The 15,756-nt window shown below is 60.7% G+C and carries 15 protein-coding genes; 8 read left to right on the top strand and 7 right to left on the bottom strand.

The window, feature by feature from the left end:
* Positions 1 to 30: 30 nt before the first annotated feature.
* The 4 genes from tsaE to RMR13_RS08800 all read right to left on the bottom strand — a co-directional run bounded on the left by tsaE (position 31) and on the right by RMR13_RS08800 (position 2,226).
* On the bottom strand, positions 31 to 543 hold the full coding sequence (gene tsaE / locus RMR13_RS08815; protein ID WP_310600272.1) for a tRNA (adenosine(37)-N6)-threonylcarbamoyltransferase complex ATPase subunit type 1 TsaE: 513 nt from the start codon (positions 541 to 543) through the stop codon (positions 31 to 33).
* Between the two features lie 201 nt (positions 544 to 744).
* The gene (locus tag RMR13_RS08810; RefSeq protein ID WP_310600271.1) at positions 745 to 1,212 is read right to left on the bottom strand and encodes a 23S rRNA (pseudouridine(1915)-N(3))-methyltransferase RlmH; all 468 of its coding nucleotides are present in this window, start codon (positions 1,210 to 1,212) and stop codon (positions 745 to 747) included.
* Complete coding sequence (locus RMR13_RS08805; RefSeq protein WP_310600270.1) at positions 1,209 to 1,643, bottom strand: YkgJ family cysteine cluster protein; 435 nt, start codon at positions 1,641 to 1,643, stop codon at positions 1,209 to 1,211. The genes RMR13_RS08810 and RMR13_RS08805 overlap by 4 nt, the downstream gene beginning before the upstream one ends.
* 73 nt (positions 1,644 to 1,716) lie before the next feature.
* A complete protein-coding gene (locus tag RMR13_RS08800; protein ID WP_310600287.1) occupies positions 1,717 to 2,226 on the bottom strand; it encodes a YqgE/AlgH family protein in 510 nt (169 codons plus the stop codon).
* Between the two features lie 223 nt (positions 2,227 to 2,449).
* Here RMR13_RS08800 and RMR13_RS08795 point away from each other — a divergent pair, with 223 nt between their 5' ends.
* Positions 2,450 to 2,653, top strand: coding sequence for a hypothetical protein (locus RMR13_RS08795; RefSeq protein ID WP_310600269.1), 204 nt, complete (start codon positions 2,450 to 2,452; stop codon positions 2,651 to 2,653).
* A 24-nt stretch (positions 2,654 to 2,677) separates the two neighbouring features.
* Here the strand turns inward: RMR13_RS08795 and RMR13_RS08790 are convergent, their stop codons facing one another.
* Positions 2,678 to 4,540, bottom strand: a complete 1,863-nt coding sequence (locus tag RMR13_RS08790; RefSeq protein WP_310600268.1) for an ATP-binding protein — start codon at positions 4,538 to 4,540, stop codon at positions 2,678 to 2,680.
* A gap of 326 nt (positions 4,541 to 4,866) precedes the next feature.
* Here RMR13_RS08790 and RMR13_RS08785 point away from each other — a divergent pair, with 326 nt between their 5' ends.
* Positions 4,867 to 5,328, top strand: coding sequence for a periplasmic heavy metal sensor (locus RMR13_RS08785; RefSeq protein WP_310600267.1), 462 nt, complete (start codon positions 4,867 to 4,869; stop codon positions 5,326 to 5,328).
* A 149-nt stretch (positions 5,329 to 5,477) separates the two neighbouring features.
* On the opposite strand, the gene priA is transcribed toward RMR13_RS08785, so the two are convergent.
* The gene (priA, locus tag RMR13_RS08780; protein WP_310600266.1) at positions 5,478 to 7,781 is read right to left on the bottom strand and encodes a primosomal protein N'; all 2,304 of its coding nucleotides are present in this window, start codon (positions 7,779 to 7,781) and stop codon (positions 5,478 to 5,480) included.
* Positions 7,782 to 7,818: 37 nt separating this feature from the next.
* The gene (gene galU, locus RMR13_RS08775; RefSeq protein ID WP_310600265.1) at positions 7,819 to 8,697 is read right to left on the bottom strand and encodes a UTP--glucose-1-phosphate uridylyltransferase GalU; all 879 of its coding nucleotides are present in this window, start codon (positions 8,695 to 8,697) and stop codon (positions 7,819 to 7,821) included.
* 132 nt (positions 8,698 to 8,829) lie between these two features.
* Between galU and hrpA the strand changes: the two genes are divergently transcribed.
* From hrpA to RMR13_RS08745, 6 genes are all read left to right on the top strand, one after another.
* Positions 8,830 to 12,576, top strand: a complete 3,747-nt coding sequence (gene hrpA, locus RMR13_RS08770; RefSeq protein WP_310600264.1) for an ATP-dependent RNA helicase HrpA — start codon at positions 8,830 to 8,832, stop codon at positions 12,574 to 12,576.
* 150 nt (positions 12,577 to 12,726) lie between these two features.
* Entirely contained in the window at positions 12,727 to 13,011 is a 285-nt protein-coding gene (locus RMR13_RS08765) for a hypothetical protein (protein WP_310600263.1), read from the top strand.
* Positions 13,012 to 13,066: 55 nt separating this feature from the next.
* A complete protein-coding gene (locus RMR13_RS08760) occupies positions 13,067 to 14,008 on the top strand; it encodes a DUF882 domain-containing protein (RefSeq protein WP_310600262.1) in 942 nt (313 codons plus the stop codon).
* A gap of 50 nt (positions 14,009 to 14,058) precedes the next feature.
* Positions 14,059 to 14,787, top strand: coding sequence for a Mut7-C RNAse domain-containing protein (locus tag RMR13_RS08755; RefSeq protein WP_310600261.1), 729 nt, complete (start codon positions 14,059 to 14,061; stop codon positions 14,785 to 14,787).
* The gene (gene cobO / locus RMR13_RS08750) at positions 14,753 to 15,358 is read left to right on the top strand and encodes a cob(I)yrinic acid a,c-diamide adenosyltransferase (RefSeq protein ID WP_310600260.1); all 606 of its coding nucleotides are present in this window, start codon (positions 14,753 to 14,755) and stop codon (positions 15,356 to 15,358) included. Before RMR13_RS08755 ends, cobO begins: the two co-directional genes overlap by 35 nt.
* Before the next feature lie 94 nt (positions 15,359 to 15,452).
* Positions 15,453 to 15,756, top strand: a 304-nt coding sequence (locus tag RMR13_RS08745) for a transposase (protein WP_310600259.1), incomplete at its 3' end; no start/stop codon positions are given.

Raw genomic sequence — 15,756 nt, 5'->3', positions numbered from 1 at the left:
ACGCCGGGAAAATTCTTGTTCCGCCTGCTGCTACCGCATGCCCTCCCCCGGCGTATCCGTCTCCGGAGGACATGCGCTACATCGTGTCAAGTGTGCGGCCAGGCGCTTCAGCCGTTGTTGCCACGAACTCCCCCGCGGCACGAGGAGCAGGCGTCTTGCCGCGGGCGGATTTTGTTCGATCAGGATCTCCAACCGCTCTTCCGGGGCAAGCCCGCCCAGCTGGTCCGGCCATTCGACCACGCACACGGCCGAGCGTTCGAAAAAATCGGCCAATCCGGCCGCCTCGACATCCTCTTCATTGTCAAGCCGGTACAGATCCATGTGCACCACCGGCAGGCGGCCGGTGTATTCATGCACCAGGGCAAAAGACGGGCTGGACACGTATTGGTCGTCGCCGATCTCCAGGGCCCTGGCAAGCGCCTGGGTCAAAGTGGTTTTGCCCGCACCCAGGCCCCCGGACAGCAGGAGCACATCGCCGGCAACCAGCAGCTCGGCCAGGGCAGCGGCGAGAGGAGTTAGGTCTTCGGCACAGGCGCAGGTCATTGCCAGCGTCCCGGCTTGATCCTGCACTTGTCGATGCGGTCTGTCGTTTTGGAGCATTTCGATGGTTTTATCCGCTGTTGTCTCGGAAAGCGCCCCGGCTTGCACTCCCGGGCCGGGCTTGCCGCCGCTGAAGAGGCCGGGAGCCTCGGACAACGCCTTGCCGCATCAGTGATATCTCGGGAACAGGCCGGATCGCAACGATTATTTGTGATATTTCTGCCCGGCCTTGATGGTGCAGGCCCTGTACAACTGTTCCAGCAGGATCAGCCGGGTCATTTCGTGGGTGAAGGTCAAACGGGAAAGCGACATGACCACGTTCGCCCTGGCCAGCACCGAACGGTGCAATCCCAGATGGCCGCCGATCAGAAAGCAGACGGTACCGATGCCCCGCTCTTCCCATTGGGTCAACAGGCCGGCCAGTTCATGGGAATCGGGCGAGATGCCGCCGGGATCGAGTGCCACGCACAGGCCGGCGGCGGCGGCCTGCTCCAACAGGGGCGCCGCTTCGGCGGCCTTGATCGCTTCGTCCGGCTCCCGGCGTCCATACCGCTCCCTGAGCACCGGCAGGGCCACCGGGACAAAGTGGCTGAGCCGATTGGTATAGTCGCGGATGCCGGCATCGAGGTACGGCTCCCTGGTTTTACCGACCAGGGGAATGAGCAACCTCATGCCGCAAACTTGCCGGCATCGCCCTGGGCGAGCAAGGCACGGAATATCCGACAAAACTCCTCGTATTCCATCCCTTGTACAAACCCGGGGCAGGAGGTGGTGATTGTCCGGAAGTTCGCCTCTTCGGCCAGCATGCTCGGATGGAGCGGCCACTGCCGGCATCGCCAGGGACGTCCTTGATGGACCGTGCATCCCTGTTCCGGATGATAGAAAATGCAGTGCCCGTCACGGATTTGCATTTGCACCACCGAGCCGGTGATCCGCCAATATTTCGCGGCCACCTCCTCGCGGCTCATGCGGAGCGCCGCGACCATCCGATCCTGGTCGTGCTGGTCGAGCGACACCGTGGTCTCGCCCTGGCAGCAAAAACCACAACGGGCACAGGCGAAAATATCGCTTACTTGGTATGATGGTTGTGATTCGTCGTTCATGGCAAAAAAAAATCGCCGGTCCACAGGGGCCGGCGCTGGTATTGTCAAGTGGGGCCGAAGGGACGTGGCCGTTTTACGCAGAGCCGATAACATCACCGAACGCAGCGATGTCTATACCGTATACCTTGGCTGATTTGCGCCATTTTTCTCCATCTGGCGTGTGAAAAAGGATATCGATGTCGCCGGGGACGGTCAACCAGCTGTTATCCATCAACTCGCCTTCCAACTGGCCGGCGCCCCAGCCGGCATATCCCAGCATGAAGAGAAAATGCTGCGGCCCCTGCCCGAGGGAAATATCCTCGAGCAAACGGGAATCCCGGCTCAGATAGATGCCGGGTTTCACTTCGACGGCATAGCGGTCCGGGGTTTCGGTGGTATAGAGGATGAACCCGGCATCGACATCCACCGGCCCGCCGATGTACACGGGAGGCAGGGGACCCTCGGGAATATTCAGGTTGGAACCGTGGAGGACATCGAACAGGGTGATTTCCGGGTTGGGATTGTTGATCACCAAGCCCATGGCTCCCTCTTCATTGTGCGCACAGATATATATCACCTGCTCCTGAAACCGGGGATCAGGCATCTGTGGCGTGGAAATGAGAAAGTTGCCCGTCAAACTCTCCATGGCTACCGTATTGTTTCCTGTTTTAGTAGTCTAGTGTACCATCTTGTTTCAGCGACGGTCAAGACTCGCTCCCGGCGCGCCGGCGGAACCCAATCGCTGGTGCCACTTTGTTGCCGGTTAGCTACAATGTAACAGTACAATCACCAACAAGCAACCGCTATCAAGGAAAAACAGGAGAGATATGAGCGCCCAATCACCTGTGCAGACCAAGTCGGACAAACTGAAAAAAGCATTGATCTGGATGGGGGAAACGCTTCGGGATCATCCGGAAAAACAGCGGCAGGCCGTGGTGCGGGAGGCGGCATTCCGTTTTGACCTGACCCCGGCCGAATGCGAATTTCTCGATCAGCAGTTCAGCGCCCCCGAAGCCGGCTCGCCGTCCTGACCCGCCGCCGCATCCACCCTGCCATCACCTTTCGTGCCGATAGGCGGGAAGGGTGATGGTCACCGAGGTTCCCCGGCCGGGTTCGCTCTCCAGCTCGATGGTGCCGTCGTGCTCGGCAATGATTTTCTGCGATATTGCCAGGCCGATACCGGTACCCTTCTGCTTGGTCGTGAAGTAGGGAAAAAAGACCTGCGCCATCAGATCGGGGGCGATACCGACTCCGGTGTCCCGAATCCTTGCTTCCACCGACTGGCCATCGACACCGTTGGCAAGCGTCACCGACAGGACTCCCCCCTGCTCCATGGCCTGCAAGCCGTTGAGCAGCACATTCATGATCACCTGCTGCAACCGGTCGGCATCGCCCAGCACCGGCAACAGTTCCGCTTGCTCATCCAGAAATGCCACCACACCGTTTTCCGCGGCCTCCGCCTTGATCAATTCCAGACCGCGCCGCATCAACCGGGTCAAATCCACCCGCCCCAAATGCAAGGCCGCCGGACGGGTAAAGCTGAGCATTTCGGTGATGGTTCGATTCATTCTCTCGGTTTCATGAATCAGCAGATCGGCGGTATCCTGTTCCTTGCTGCCGGCCGCGAACTTGTTTTTCAGCAGCAGCGCCAACCCCTTGATGGAACTCAAGGGGTTGCGCACTTCATGGGCAACGCCGCCCGCCATCCTTCCCACCGCCGCCAAACGTTCGCTTTCCCGCATCCGCTGTTCCAGCGACTTGATTTCAGTCACGTCGGAAACCAGCAAGACGTTTCCCATGTACAGCTGTTCGCTGTCGATGATGGTCAACGGATGGCAAAGCAACTCGCAGCGCCGCCCGCCGACAACCAGCCGCACCCCATATTCGGCCGATTCCTCCTGCCGATCGCCAACCAGCTCCTCCGAAGAGAAAAAAGCGGCCAGTTGTTCGGGCAGGATGCCCCGCGGCCGCCTGCCGACCGTATCGGCCTGATCGAGACCGGTCAGCCGGGTCATGGCCTTGTTCCAGGTGGTGATTCGGCCGGTGGTATCCGTGGCGATGACGCCGACCGGCAGCTTGGCGATCAACAGCGAGGTAAAGGCCTGCATGTCTTCCAAGGTCTTCTGGGAGACCCGATACCCTTGCACCGCCAGCAGGGAAAACCAACCGCCGAACCCGACCAGCAGCATGGCAAGGGAAAGCATGAAAATCTGCATTCGCAACCGCCCGAGGGTGCGGTCAAACTCCTTCATGTCCAGACCGACGACGACATAATACTGTTCGCCCAGGGACAGCCCTTCGGGAAACATGCGCAACGGCGGCCGCTGGTTGTCGGGATCGCGAAACTTCTGGCCCATGAATTCTTTGTGGTGCTCGAACATCGGCCGGGTAAGCATCGGCGCCATGGCGGGAAACGCCGGCGGAAAATGCCGGACCGTTGTGAAAACACGTCCAAAATCGGGAATGTTCTCGATGCGGTAAAACAATCGCGGATGGTCCTCGGTCTCGACTTCTTCTTTGTCGGCAACAAGATAAGATGCGGTGGAACCAATTTGGGCATGGTCGCTGTGCGCGATGACCTTGCCCTTGGCATTAATCAAGGCGATGAAACTGAGTTCCGGATCCTCGACAAGGTGGTCGATGACCCGCTGAATATGAACGTACCATGGTTCATTGTTCCAGAAATCTTTTCTGAGATCGGTAAAGTACGATGCCCTCGACCCGGAATGGATCACCCGCATCAAGGTTGCCGCCTTCTGCAGCATGGAGTTGGTCATCAGTCGTTCTTCCAACCGAAGGTTATGGAAGGCAAAGGTGACCACAATCATGAGCAACAAGCCGGCGGCGGCAGCGAGCAGCCACGGCGAGGAGGCCAAGGACGATTGCGAGTTGAAACGTTGCCAAAATCCCGTCTTCATGCGCCGTTCTTTTGCAAGGTCCGCACCAGGGATAAAAAGGCGCGACAGGCGGCTGCACTCATTTATCTCGGCCTGCCCAGATTTTATCTGCGGGTCCTCTTGTTCTGAATACATTTTACCCACGACGGACCTCGACATCTGGATAGGATGGATACAGCCACCCGGACGGTAACCCGGATGGATCGTTGGGTGGCAAGAGACGAATCGGCATAAAAAAATCCGCTATTTCAACAAACAAAAAAATAACTACACTGTCTGGCATGATTGTCGCTTTGTAACGGTAAATTCTGTACCACTCAACCTCACATCTCAGGAGTTGAATGACCATGGCAATGACCACTTCCAAGAAAAAACTGATGCTGGCCGCAATTCTCACCAGTGGTTTGACCTTGGCAATCAGCCAAGCCGGGCTTGCCGAGTCCCCCAAGCATGTTTCCACGGACAAACAGAGCGAGGCAGTTCCTCAGGCTCAAATGAGCTTAGACATGCGGAAAGCGCATGATAAATTTCTAGACGACACGATTGCAATCAGAAAAGAGTTGGCCGAAAAACGCGCGGTCATGCGGGCCTTGATGAAGGCCGGCACCCCGGACACGGTCAAGGCCTCGCAGGTGGCCGGCGAACTCTTCGAATTGCGTGAAAAGCTGCGAGCCAAGGCCCGGGAAGCTGGCCTGTCCTTGCCGATGGGCATGGGTAGAGGCATGGGCATGGGCGACGATGATTTTGGCTGCCAGGGCATGATGGGCCACGGCATAATGGAAAAACACTACCGCTCGCACAACTACTGAATCGACGACATGACAGCATAACGAGGTTGTACTCCCCTCCCTCCTCCCCCCTCAGCCCTCCTCAGTCCTCCTCCCCTGATGCCCCGGCGGTTCTCCCTCCTTGCCGCCGGGGCATCCCCCCCTGCCCTTCTTTCGATCCGGCTTTTTTCTCACATCATGTTTTCCGGATCCACGTCGAACCCCAGGGTCACGTCGTGGGGGCAAAGCTGTTTCCGTTCCGTCGACACCGCCTCGCAGAGTGCGTGCAGGACCGCGGGCGAATTGCTTTTGATCAGCAATTGCCACCGAACCTTGTCCTTCAATTTGCCAAGCGGCGACGGAGTCGGTCCCAGGATGTCGCTTCTGCTTGCCTGAGAATGACTGCGGAGAAAGCGTCCGACCCGGCTTGCCGCCTGTTCCACCCGCTCTTCTTTCCTGCCGCTGAACCGGACGATCACCAGCCGGGAGAACGGCGGGTATGCCAAAGGCCGGCGCACCGCGATCTCCTGCTCGTAAAAGCCCCGATAATCGTGCCGCCGGGCCAGGGCGATGCTGTAATGGTGCGGTTGATAGGTCTGGATGATCACCCGGCCGGGATCGCTGCCCCGTCCCGCCCGGCCGGTCACCTGGGAAAGCAGGGCGAAGGTGCGTTCCGAGGCCTTGTAATCGGGCATGCCTAGCCCGGTATCGGCCCAAACCACTCCCACCAGGGTGATCCGGGGAAAATGCAGCCCCTTGGCAATCATCTGGGTACCGACCAGGATATCGACCTGGCCCGAGCGCACCGCCTTGAGCGTGGCCTGATAATGCTTGCGATTGCCGGTGGTGTCGCTGTCCAGCCGGGCCACCCGGGCCTCGGGAAAGAGTTGCCGAACCTCCTCCTCGATCCGTTCGGAGCCGATCCCGCCACCGCTGATCCGGGCGGAGCCGCAGGCCGGGCACAGGGTGGCTGGATGCTGCCTGAAACCGCAGTAATGACAGAGTAAGGTGTGCTGTCCCCGGTGCAGGGTCATGGAAACCAGACAATGCCTGCATTGCAGGATGGCACCGCAGTCGCGGCAGGCCATGTAGGAGGAAAAACCGCGCCGGTTGACGAAAAGCAGGCTCTGCCGCCCCTGTTCCAGGGTGTCGGCCAAGGCGCTGATCAGCTGGTCGGAAAAGGCAAGCTCGGGTCGGGAACGCCTGGTCGCGGCCAAATCGACAATCTCGACCGTTGGCAGGGGTTGTTCGGCCACTCGCTTGCGCATGGTCAGCAGCGTGTACTTTCCCTGCATGCAGTGGTGATAGCTGACCATCGAGGGCGTGGCCGAGCCGAGCACCACCGGGCAGCCCGCCATCTGCGCCCGCAAGACCGCCAGATCGCGGCCGTTGTAGCGCAAACCGTCTTCCTGTTTGTACGCCGGTTCGTGTTCCTCGTCGACAATGATGATGCCGAGACGTTCCAGAGGGGCGAAAACCGCCGACCGCGCCCCCAGCACCACCTGGGCTTCCCCGGACAGGACATTTTGCCATTGGTCGAACCGTTCGCCGTCGCCGAGACCACTGTGCAGCAGTGCCAGCCGGGAACCGAACCGGGCGTGAAAATGGGCCTCCAACTGGCTGGCCAGGGCGATTTCCGGCACCAGCACCAGAGCGGTTTTGTGCGCCTCCAGGACGTGCTGGACGGCACGGAGATAAACCTCGGTCTTGCCGCAGCCGGTCACCCCGAACAAAAGAAAGGGGGAAAAGGACTGCGCATCGATGGCAGGCAGCAGGCCATCCAGCACCTGCCGTTGTTCGGTTGTCAGGTGCTCGGGCGGCGTTTGCGGTTCCGTCGGCTCGCCAAAAGGATCGCGGAACACCCGTTGGTCGGATTGTTCGAGGACGCCCAGTGCCTGCAAACGTTTCAGCATGGGGCCGGCACTGGGATAGCGCGCCAGCAACTGAGTCCGGGGCACCGGCTGATAGTTCGAGCGGATCAAATCTTCGCAAAAAAAAGACAGGGCCTTTCGATCCGACTTTTTCAGGGAAACTTGGATCGATGCATCGACAACATCAACCAATTCATCAACCCCGACCCCTTGCCGCACCTTGATCAAGGGCGCCATCAACGGACCCGGCAGCATTATCGGCCGCGTCTTGGCCTTGAGCTGGCGGTTGCCGCGGGAAGTGGGAGCCAGCGGCAGGCCGGTGCGCAGCACCTCACCGATGGGATGCAGGTAGTAGTTAGCTATCCAGCGATAGAAACCGATGAGGTCGGGCGGGAAAAGCGGGGTTTCGGCCAGCACCTCGGCGATCGGCTTGATCACAAAGGACTGTTCCCCCGCAGGCAGCGGCTCGGCGGGCCCCAAGACGTAGCCGATGGCAAGGCGTCCGCCCAGAGGCACCCGAACGCAACAGCCCGTCGGGATTTTTTTTGTTTCCGTTCTCCCGACGGGCTGGCGATAGGTCAGCGTGGTGGCCAGCGGTGCGTCGACCGCGACTTCGTACAGCACATCCACCGGACACACCAAGGCATAAAACAATGAAAAATCAGCTCATTTCGGAACAAACCTTACGTAAATACTCACGAAAAGGCTTTCCCAAACTGTTGTGGCTCACGGCAAAATCGACGATCGCCTTGAGGTAGCCGAGTTTATCGCCGGCATCGTAGCGCTTGCCGTTGAATTCGTAGGCATACATGCCACGCTTGTTGGCAAGGGCCAACAGCGCGTCGGTCAATTGGATTTCGCCGCCGTGACCGGGAGTGGTTTTTTCGAGGTATTCGAATATTTCCGGCATCAGCAGGTAGCGGCCGATGATGGCCATGTCCGAATTGCAGGTACCGGGCGCCGGCTTTTCCACCATGCGGTCGATCTTGAAGGTCCGCTCGTGCTCGGTCGCCGCGCCCTCGACAATACCGTACTGGTGGGTTTCCTCCATGGGCACGCGCTGCACGGCCACGATCGATTCGCCCACTTGCTCGTACAGCTGGATCATCTGCTTGCAGCAGGCCACCTTGCTCATCACCAGGTCGTCGCCCAACAGCACCATGAACGGCTCGTCGCCGACGACATTGCGCGCCATCCAGATCGCATGGCCCAGGCCGAGCGGCTCCTTCTGACGCACCGAGATGATGTCGATCAGGTTGGAGATGTTGGTCAACTCCTCCCGCATCTGGACCTTGTTGCGGTCGCGCAGCACGGTGTCCAGTTGGAAGTCGTAGTCGAAATGGTTCTCGATCGCCGACTTGCCGGCGCTGGTGACCAGAATGATCTCCTCGATGCCCGAAGCCACCGCCTCCTCGACGATGTACTGGATGGTGGGCCGGTCGACAATGGTGAGCATTTCCTTGGGGATGGCCTTGGTGGCCGGCAAAAACCGCGTTCCCAATCCCGCCACCGGAATGACGGCCTTTCTGATCGCTTTCATGTGCCCTCGCGTGCGATAAGATGATTTCGGATGTGTTGGCCGCGAAATTCAAGTATAGAGGCCTGAACCGGCGGCAGATTGTCGATTGTACCCCGAACGTTGCGGCATCCTCAAGAAAATTTCCATAATTTCATGCAGCTTTCTTATCCCCCCGAACTGCCGGTCAGCGAACGGCGGGACGCCCTTGTTGCCGCCATCCGCGACCACCGGGTGCTGATTGTGGTCGGCGACACCGGCAGCGGCAAAACCACCCAATTACCCAAAATGTGCATCGAGGCGGGCCGGGGTGCGAACGGCATGATCGGCTGCACCCAGCCACGCCGCATCGCCGCCCTGTCCGTGGCCGACCGGGTGGCGGAGGAGGTCGGGGCCCCGGACAAGGTCGGGGTCAAGATCCGCTTTCACGACCGCACCACCGAGGCGACCCTGATCAAGTTCATGACCGACGGGGTACTGCTGGCCGAAACCCGACAAGATCCGCACCTGCGGCAATACGATACCTTGATTGTCGACGAGGCCCACGAGCGCAGCCTCAATATCGATTTCCTGCTCGGCTATCTCAAGAACCTGCTGCCGACCCGGCCCGATCTCCACCTGATCATCAGCTCGGCCACCATCGATGTCGAACACTTCAGCCGCCATTTCGACAACGCGCCGATCATTTCGGTCTCGGGCCGCACCCACCCGATTACCACCCTGTACCGCGAGGCGGCCGACGAGGACGAACCCGACCAATCCTACGTCGATCAGGCCATTGCCGCGGTCGAGGAGCTGGCCCGGCAGCCGCTCGGGGGCGACATTCTGGTGTTCATGCCCACCGAGCGCGACATCGCCGACACCCTCGACGGCCTGCAGCGCCTGGCCGATACCCACCTGCTGCTGCCGCTGTTCGGCCGCCTGCCCGCCGCCGACCAGCGCCGGGTCTTCCATCCCTCCGGCCGGCGCAAGGTCATTGTCGCCACCAACGTGGCCGAAACCTCGCTGACCGTTCCGGGCATCGGTTTCGTGGTCGATACCGGCCTGGCCAGGATTTCCCGCTACAATCCCCGGACCGGCACCACCAGCCTCAAGGTGGGCCGCATTTCCCGCGCCAGTTGCGAGCAGCGGCGCGGACGCTGCGGCCGGACCGGACCGGGCACCTGCATCCGCCTGTACAGCGAGGAGGATTTCAACAGCCGCGAGCCCTACACCCTGCCGGAAATCCGGCGGGCCAACCTGGCGGAGGTCATCCTGCAGATGATCGACCTAAAGCTGGGCGATCCGGCCCGTTTTCCGTTCCTCAACCCGCCGCCCGACACGGCCATCCGCGAAGGATACCGGCTGCTCAGGGAACTGGGGGCCATCACCGGAGAAAACCGGCTCACCGTCAACGGCCGCCTGATGGCCGGCCTGCCGCTCGATCCGCGCATCTCCCGGATCATCATCGAATCCATGGCCCTGGGCGCCAGCCGCGAGATCACCATCCTGGCCGCGGCACTCTCGATCCAGGACCCGCGCGTGCGCCCGCCGGACAAGGAGCACAAGGCCGACGAGGTGCATCGCCAATTTGTCGACAAGTCCTCGGATTTTCTTACCCTGCTCAATATCTGGCGCGCCTTTTTCGTGCCCGGCGGGGAATTGCCGTCGAAATCGCGGCTCGCCCGCTTCTGCAAGAGCAATTTCCTTTCCTGGCAGCGGATGCGCGAGTGGATCGACGTACACGAGCAGATCAACCGGCTGCTCCGGACGCAAAAAAGATGGAAAGCCGACCCGGCCGCCGAGCCGGCCGGCTACGATGCCGTCCACATGGCCCTGGCCAGCGGTTTTTTGCGCAATATCTGCCTGAAAAAGGAAAAAAATACCTATCTTGCCGCCGGCAATCGGGAGGTGATCCTCTTTCCCGGATCCGGCCTCTACCACAAGGGGCCGCAATGGGCGGTGGCGGCCGAGTTCGTCGAGACCACCCAGCTGTTCGCCCGCACCGCGGCTGCCATCGAGGTCGACTGGCTGGAACGGCTGGGCGGCCCGCTGTGCAAGCGCTCCTGGGCCGAGCCGCACTGGGAGAAACGCAGCGGCAAGGTACTGGCCCTGGAGCGGGTCAGCCTGTTCGGACTGCCCATCGTTGCCGGCCGCAAGGTCGAGTACGGCCGCATCAACGACAAAACCATGCGGGAGGCCCGGGACATCTTCATCCGCTCGGCCCTGGTCGACAACCAGTTGGGCGGCCGGTATCCCTTTCTCGAGCACAACACGGCCCTGGTGGCCCGGTTCGAGGAGATGGAGGAACGGTTCCGTCGCCGCGACATCGTGGTCGATCCGGAGGTTCTCTATCAATTTTACGACGCCCGCCTGGGCAAGGTGTACGACCGCTTTACCTTGAACCGCCTGCTGAGGGGCAAGAAAAACGATTCGTTTTTACGCATGGCCGAAGAGGATATCTGCCTGGCCGTGCCCGATGCCGAGGAATTGTACCGGTTCCCGGCCACGCTCCGGGCCGGCGAATTCGAGCTGGAGTTGAGCTATCTTTTCGCCCCCGGCGACGATGCGGACGGGGTCACGGTCCGCCTGCCCCGCCAGCTCCTGCCCCACCTCAATCCCCAGGTCTTCGAGTGGCTGGTGCCCGGCCTGCTGCCGGAAAAACTGCTGCTGCTGTGCCGCCGGCTGCCCAAGCAGATCCGTCGCCGATTGGTGCCCCTGCCCGACGCGGTCGACCGGATCATGGACGGATTATCCCTGTACAAGGGCTCCCTTTATCAAGAGCTGGAACGAGTCATCCTGCGGATCCACCAGACGACCGTGCCGCGCGGCGACTGGCAGGCCGACACCCTGCCCCCCCATCTGCGGATGCGATTTCTCGTGATCGACGACCAGGGAAACGCTCTTACCACCGGACGATCGTTTGCCGGGCTGCACGAGGCCTTGCGGACCGAAACGGTTCGCCGTGACAGCGCCGCCACCCCTGCCCTGCCACCGGCTCGGGAGATCACCCAGGACGATCTCGACTCCTTTCCCCGCAAGCTGGCCCTGGCCGATCCGGATGGCCGAACCGCCGGACTCGTGTTCGCGGCCCTGTTTCCCGACCTCCAACACCAGACCGTGAGCCTCCGCTACCTGGACGACGAATCCCAGGCCAAAAGGCAGAACAGGCTGGGCATGCATGCCCTGTACGCCCGCCACTTCGCCAAGGAAATAACCGCGCTCCGCAAGTTGTGCAAGGAGGCGGTCTCCAACCATTCCGCCTCCTGGCTCAGCCTGGGCCGCACCGGCTCGGCGGCCGAGCTGCGATCCGATCTCGAGGCCTTTCTGCTTGACCACCTCTTTGCCACCGAAACCGGCGGAGTGCCCACTCTCGCCCATTTCTCGGAGACAGTGCATCGGGTCGGCGAGCAGGGGCTGCTCCGCACCGCGGGTGCGATGCTCGCCTCGATCGTCGAAATGCTGCGGCAACGACGGGCGGTGAGCGCCCGCATCATGGCCTGGGCCACCCGGGCACAGGCGGCCAAAAGCTATCAGGAAAAACGGTACGACGACTATATCGCGGCCTTGGAACAGATCGTGCCGGCCGACTTTCTTCGTCGCTGGCAGGCCGGCAGCCTGCGCCACAAACTCCGTTACCTCCAAGCGCTGGCCCTGCGGGTCGAACGGGCGGAACACGCACCGGCCAAGGACGACAAAAAGGCCGAACGGCTGCGAGCGCCCGAGGCCAGGTTGGCCCAGATGGCCCGGTTCAACAATTCCACCCCGATTTGCCTGGCCTGCCAGGAGGCGTACCGGGAGTTGCTGGAGGAGTTCCGGGTGTCACTTTTTGCCCCGGAACTGGGGACGGCCCAACCGGTTTCCGAGCAGCGGCTGCTGCATAAATGGCAGGAAGTCGAAAGCGTCTGCCGACAGGTCGAGTGACCGTCTTCCGCTTTCATGGAACGCTGCCGGCAATATTCGGAAAAATACCCCCGTAAACAGTCGGTAACCTCACCTTGCCAGTTGCTTTTTTTTCCCCCATGCCCTACTTTCCCTGCACGGAACCAATCGGCCAACAAAAATGGTGAAAACATGGCACAGACGACCGGGAACCCCATCCTTACCATCGACTACGCCACCATCAGCGAATTGGCGGCGTTTCGGGAGCAATACGACCGGCTGAGCGGAGAAATCCAGCAGGCCAGGGTGCAGTTGGACAACAGTCCGCCCCTGGAACCCGGTTCGCCGGATGCCGAACGGCGGGACGAATGGCGCTCCTGGCTGCAACTGCAAATCAAGAGCAGGCTGCGGGCTCGCGACGACTTGGTCGCCGCCATCCGCGCCCGCAACATCGCGGTCGAACATCTGCCCGAATAAGCACCGAAACCAAACAGCCCTTTCCTTCACATTCAAGTTGAACCGGCGCAGCGCTATGCACATTTTTTCCCGTTTTTTCCAATCGGCATGCATCTTTGTCTCCTGTACCCTCCTGCTTGCCGGTTCCCTGCATGCCGCTGCCCAGCAGCCGGACCGCTTTTTTCTCATGGGCAGCGGCTCCCTGCATCTGAAGAATCTGCGCAACAACCGCGAGGCCCAGGTCAACCTGCTCAACAAGGACGGCTCGTTCAACGAAGAGGCCTTCAACAAGGTGGATTGGGTCTTTGATTTCCCCACCAAGGAAAAGGGCGAGCACATCTCGCCCCGCCTGCTGTTCATGCTCAGCTATTTCGTCGACCGGCTGGCCCCCGGCAAGGTCGTCAATATCGAATCCGCCTACCGCAGCCCGGAATACAACCAGCGCATCCGCGACAACGGCAACAATGTCGCCCGCACCAGCACCCACCAGGACGGCATCGCCCTTGACTTCTGGCTGCCGAAAGTGAGCGGCAAACGGCTCTGGAACACGATCAAGGCCAAGAATTGCGGCGGGATCGGCCATTACGGCGGCAAGGTCGTGCATCTCGACGCCGGCAAACCCCGCTTCTGGGAGGCGGCCACTTCCGGCACCCGCGCCAAGGAACCGGATTATAACCGCCACTTGTATCTTTCCACCGAGTTCGACCGCTATCGCCCCAAGGAAAAGGTTAAGCTGTCCTTTTCCGGCTTGAGCGATTTCGATTTCGGCGTCCATCCGGTCATCCAGATCTTTCGCGCCGACAACCTTTCCAACCCGGTCACCGGCATCCGCCTCAACCACGTCGACGAGAACGATTGTCTCCGGATCGGCGACCGCAAGACGGCCCGTTCGCTGACCACCCTGATGCCGGCTTATCTGTCTCCGGGAAAATACGTCATCAAGATGGAATTCTGCGAAAAACCGTTTGAACAAATGCCGGCGGAAGCCGTTTCCAACCCGATCGAGCTTATGCAATAGGCCGGGACGGAAGCGCACCGACCACCCGGATGACCGCAAAGGGGGACGGGATGCAGGCCTGTTTTTGCTTTCATGGCGACCTGAGTTTCCTGCTCCGCCCCCGGTGGCGGACGACGCGACAGATTGTCCTGCCAATGACCCGTGCCGCCTCGATCAAGGATGCCATCGAGGCTTTCGGCCCACCCCACACCGAAATCGGCGATATTGTCTGCAACGGCCGACCAGTCGATTTCTCCTGGCCGGTCCAGGCCGGCCAGCAATTCGACCTGTACCCCGTCACCTCGCCCTGGGACGTGACCCGGCCCTCGTTCCTCCGGCCCGTGCCCCTGCCTGCTCTCGCCTTTCTCGCCGACGGCAGCGTTGGCCGTCTGGCCCGCCTGCTGCGGATGGCCGGCTTCGACACCCGGTACCATCCTTCCTGGCAGGCTTCGGATCTTCTCGATATTGTGATTCGCGAGCCGCGGGTGCTGCTCAGCCGCAATCTGGATTTGCTCAAGCGCAAACAGGTGATTTTCGGACGCGCCATCCGGGCGGAGACCGGGCTGGCGCAACTGCGCGAGGTATTGGCTTTGTTCGGCATAACCGAGCTGGCGCAGGCCCTCAGCCGTTGCCTCGACTGCAACGCCCCGCTTGAGCCGGTGGAAAAAACGCGGATTCTCCATCGACTTGAACCGCTCACCCGACGCTATTTCGAGGCATTCCGCCTATGCCGAAGCTGCGACCGGATCTATTGGGCCGGCAGCCATGTCGACGGCATGCGCCGGCTTCTTTTCGCATGAACAGCGGCAACGGTGGCAGCCACCCCATACCCCACACCAGGAGGAACTGATGGCCAAGGGCTTGTTGATCGTGTTCACCGGCAACGGCAAGGGCAAGACCACCGCCGCCCTCGGCATGGCCGTGCGAGCGGCCGGCCACGGGCTTCGGGTTTGCTTCATTCAATTCATCAAGGGCGGCTGGCACTACGGCGAACTCGACGCGGTCAAACGGTTTGAGGGCTTGATCGATTTCCATGTGATGGGCAAGGGCTTCACCTGGAAATCAGACAATATTGAGGAAGACGCCCGCCTGGCCCGCGAGGCCTGGGATTTCGCCCGCAGCATGATCGACTCCGGGATCTATCACACCGTGGTACTCGACGAATTCACCTACCTGCTCCATTATCGCATGTTGGCGCTCGATCCCTGCCTGGACGTCCTGAACGCCCGGCCGGCGGCACAGCATGTGGTGGTGACCGGACGCTATGCCCCGGAACCTTTGCTGGCAGCGGCCGACCTCGTCACCGAGATGCAGGCAATCAAACATCCCCTGGCCAGTGGCATCAAGGCGCAAAAAGGGATCGAATTCTAGCCCGGATTATTCATAAAGAGCTGTGAACAAGAATGAGAACATGTGGTAATATGTTGTAATCGCTAAAGAACAACGCATCACCCCAGAGGTCCTCATGAACGCAGTGTGCCACGAACAGTTTGAGTTGGAAAGTCTTTTCGGCAAGAAGCTGACCGGTGGGTTTGATGGTGGCTCGATCAGTTCCGATGGTGGCAGTCTTGTACTCAGGGAACTTGATCTTCGGTATGGTGTCACAAAGTTAATGGCTCGTTCTCTGTTGGACAGACGGGCCGCCAATCGGGTCCATCATGGGTTGGAGACGCTGCTCAAACAACGGGTCTACGGCATAGCCCTGGGTTGCGAAGATGCTAATGACCATGACCGGCTCCGTTATGACCCTGCGCTGAAAGCAGCCTGCG

The sequence above is a fragment of the Desulfobulbus sp. genome (assembly GCF_031547805.1).
Taxonomy (GTDB): domain Bacteria; phylum Desulfobacterota; class Desulfobulbia; order Desulfobulbales; family Desulfobulbaceae; genus Desulfobulbus.
Note: the sequence above shows the minus strand (reverse complement) of the source record. Positions and strands in the feature narration are given on the sequence as shown.

Coding starts and splice junctions, on each gene's coding strand:
- RMR13_RS08755 (WP_310600261.1), top strand. CDS start 14,059: ATGCAGGCCTGTTTTTGCTTTCATGGCGACCTGAGTTTCCTGCTCCGC.
- RMR13_RS08795 (WP_310600269.1), top strand. CDS start 2,450: ATGAGCGCCCAATCACCTGTGCAGACCAAGTCGGACAAACTGAAAAAA.
- RMR13_RS08810 (WP_310600271.1), bottom strand. CDS start 1,212: ATGAGGTTGCTCATTCCCCTGGTCGGTAAAACCAGGGAGCCGTACCTC.
- RMR13_RS08765 (WP_310600263.1), top strand. CDS start 12,727: ATGGCACAGACGACCGGGAACCCCATCCTTACCATCGACTACGCCACC.
- RMR13_RS08790 (WP_310600268.1), bottom strand. CDS start 4,540: ATGAAGACGGGATTTTGGCAACGTTTCAACTCGCAATCGTCCTTGGCC.
- tsaE (WP_310600272.1), bottom strand. CDS start 543: ATGACCTGCGCCTGTGCCGAAGACCTAACTCCTCTCGCCGCTGCCCTG.
- RMR13_RS08760 (WP_310600262.1), top strand. CDS start 13,067: ATGCACATTTTTTCCCGTTTTTTCCAATCGGCATGCATCTTTGTCTCC.
- RMR13_RS08800 (WP_310600287.1), bottom strand. CDS start 2,226: ATGCCTGATCCCCGGTTTCAGGAGCAGGTGATATATATCTGTGCGCAC.
- hrpA (WP_310600264.1), top strand. CDS start 8,830: ATGCAGCTTTCTTATCCCCCCGAACTGCCGGTCAGCGAACGGCGGGAC.
- galU (WP_310600265.1), bottom strand. CDS start 8,697: ATGAAAGCGATCAGAAAGGCCGTCATTCCGGTGGCGGGATTGGGAACG.
- cobO (WP_310600260.1), top strand. CDS start 14,753: ATGTCGACGGCATGCGCCGGCTTCTTTTCGCATGAACAGCGGCAACGG.
- RMR13_RS08785 (WP_310600267.1), top strand. CDS start 4,867: ATGGCAATGACCACTTCCAAGAAAAAACTGATGCTGGCCGCAATTCTC.
- RMR13_RS08805 (WP_310600270.1), bottom strand. CDS start 1,643: ATGAACGACGAATCACAACCATCATACCAAGTAAGCGATATTTTCGCC.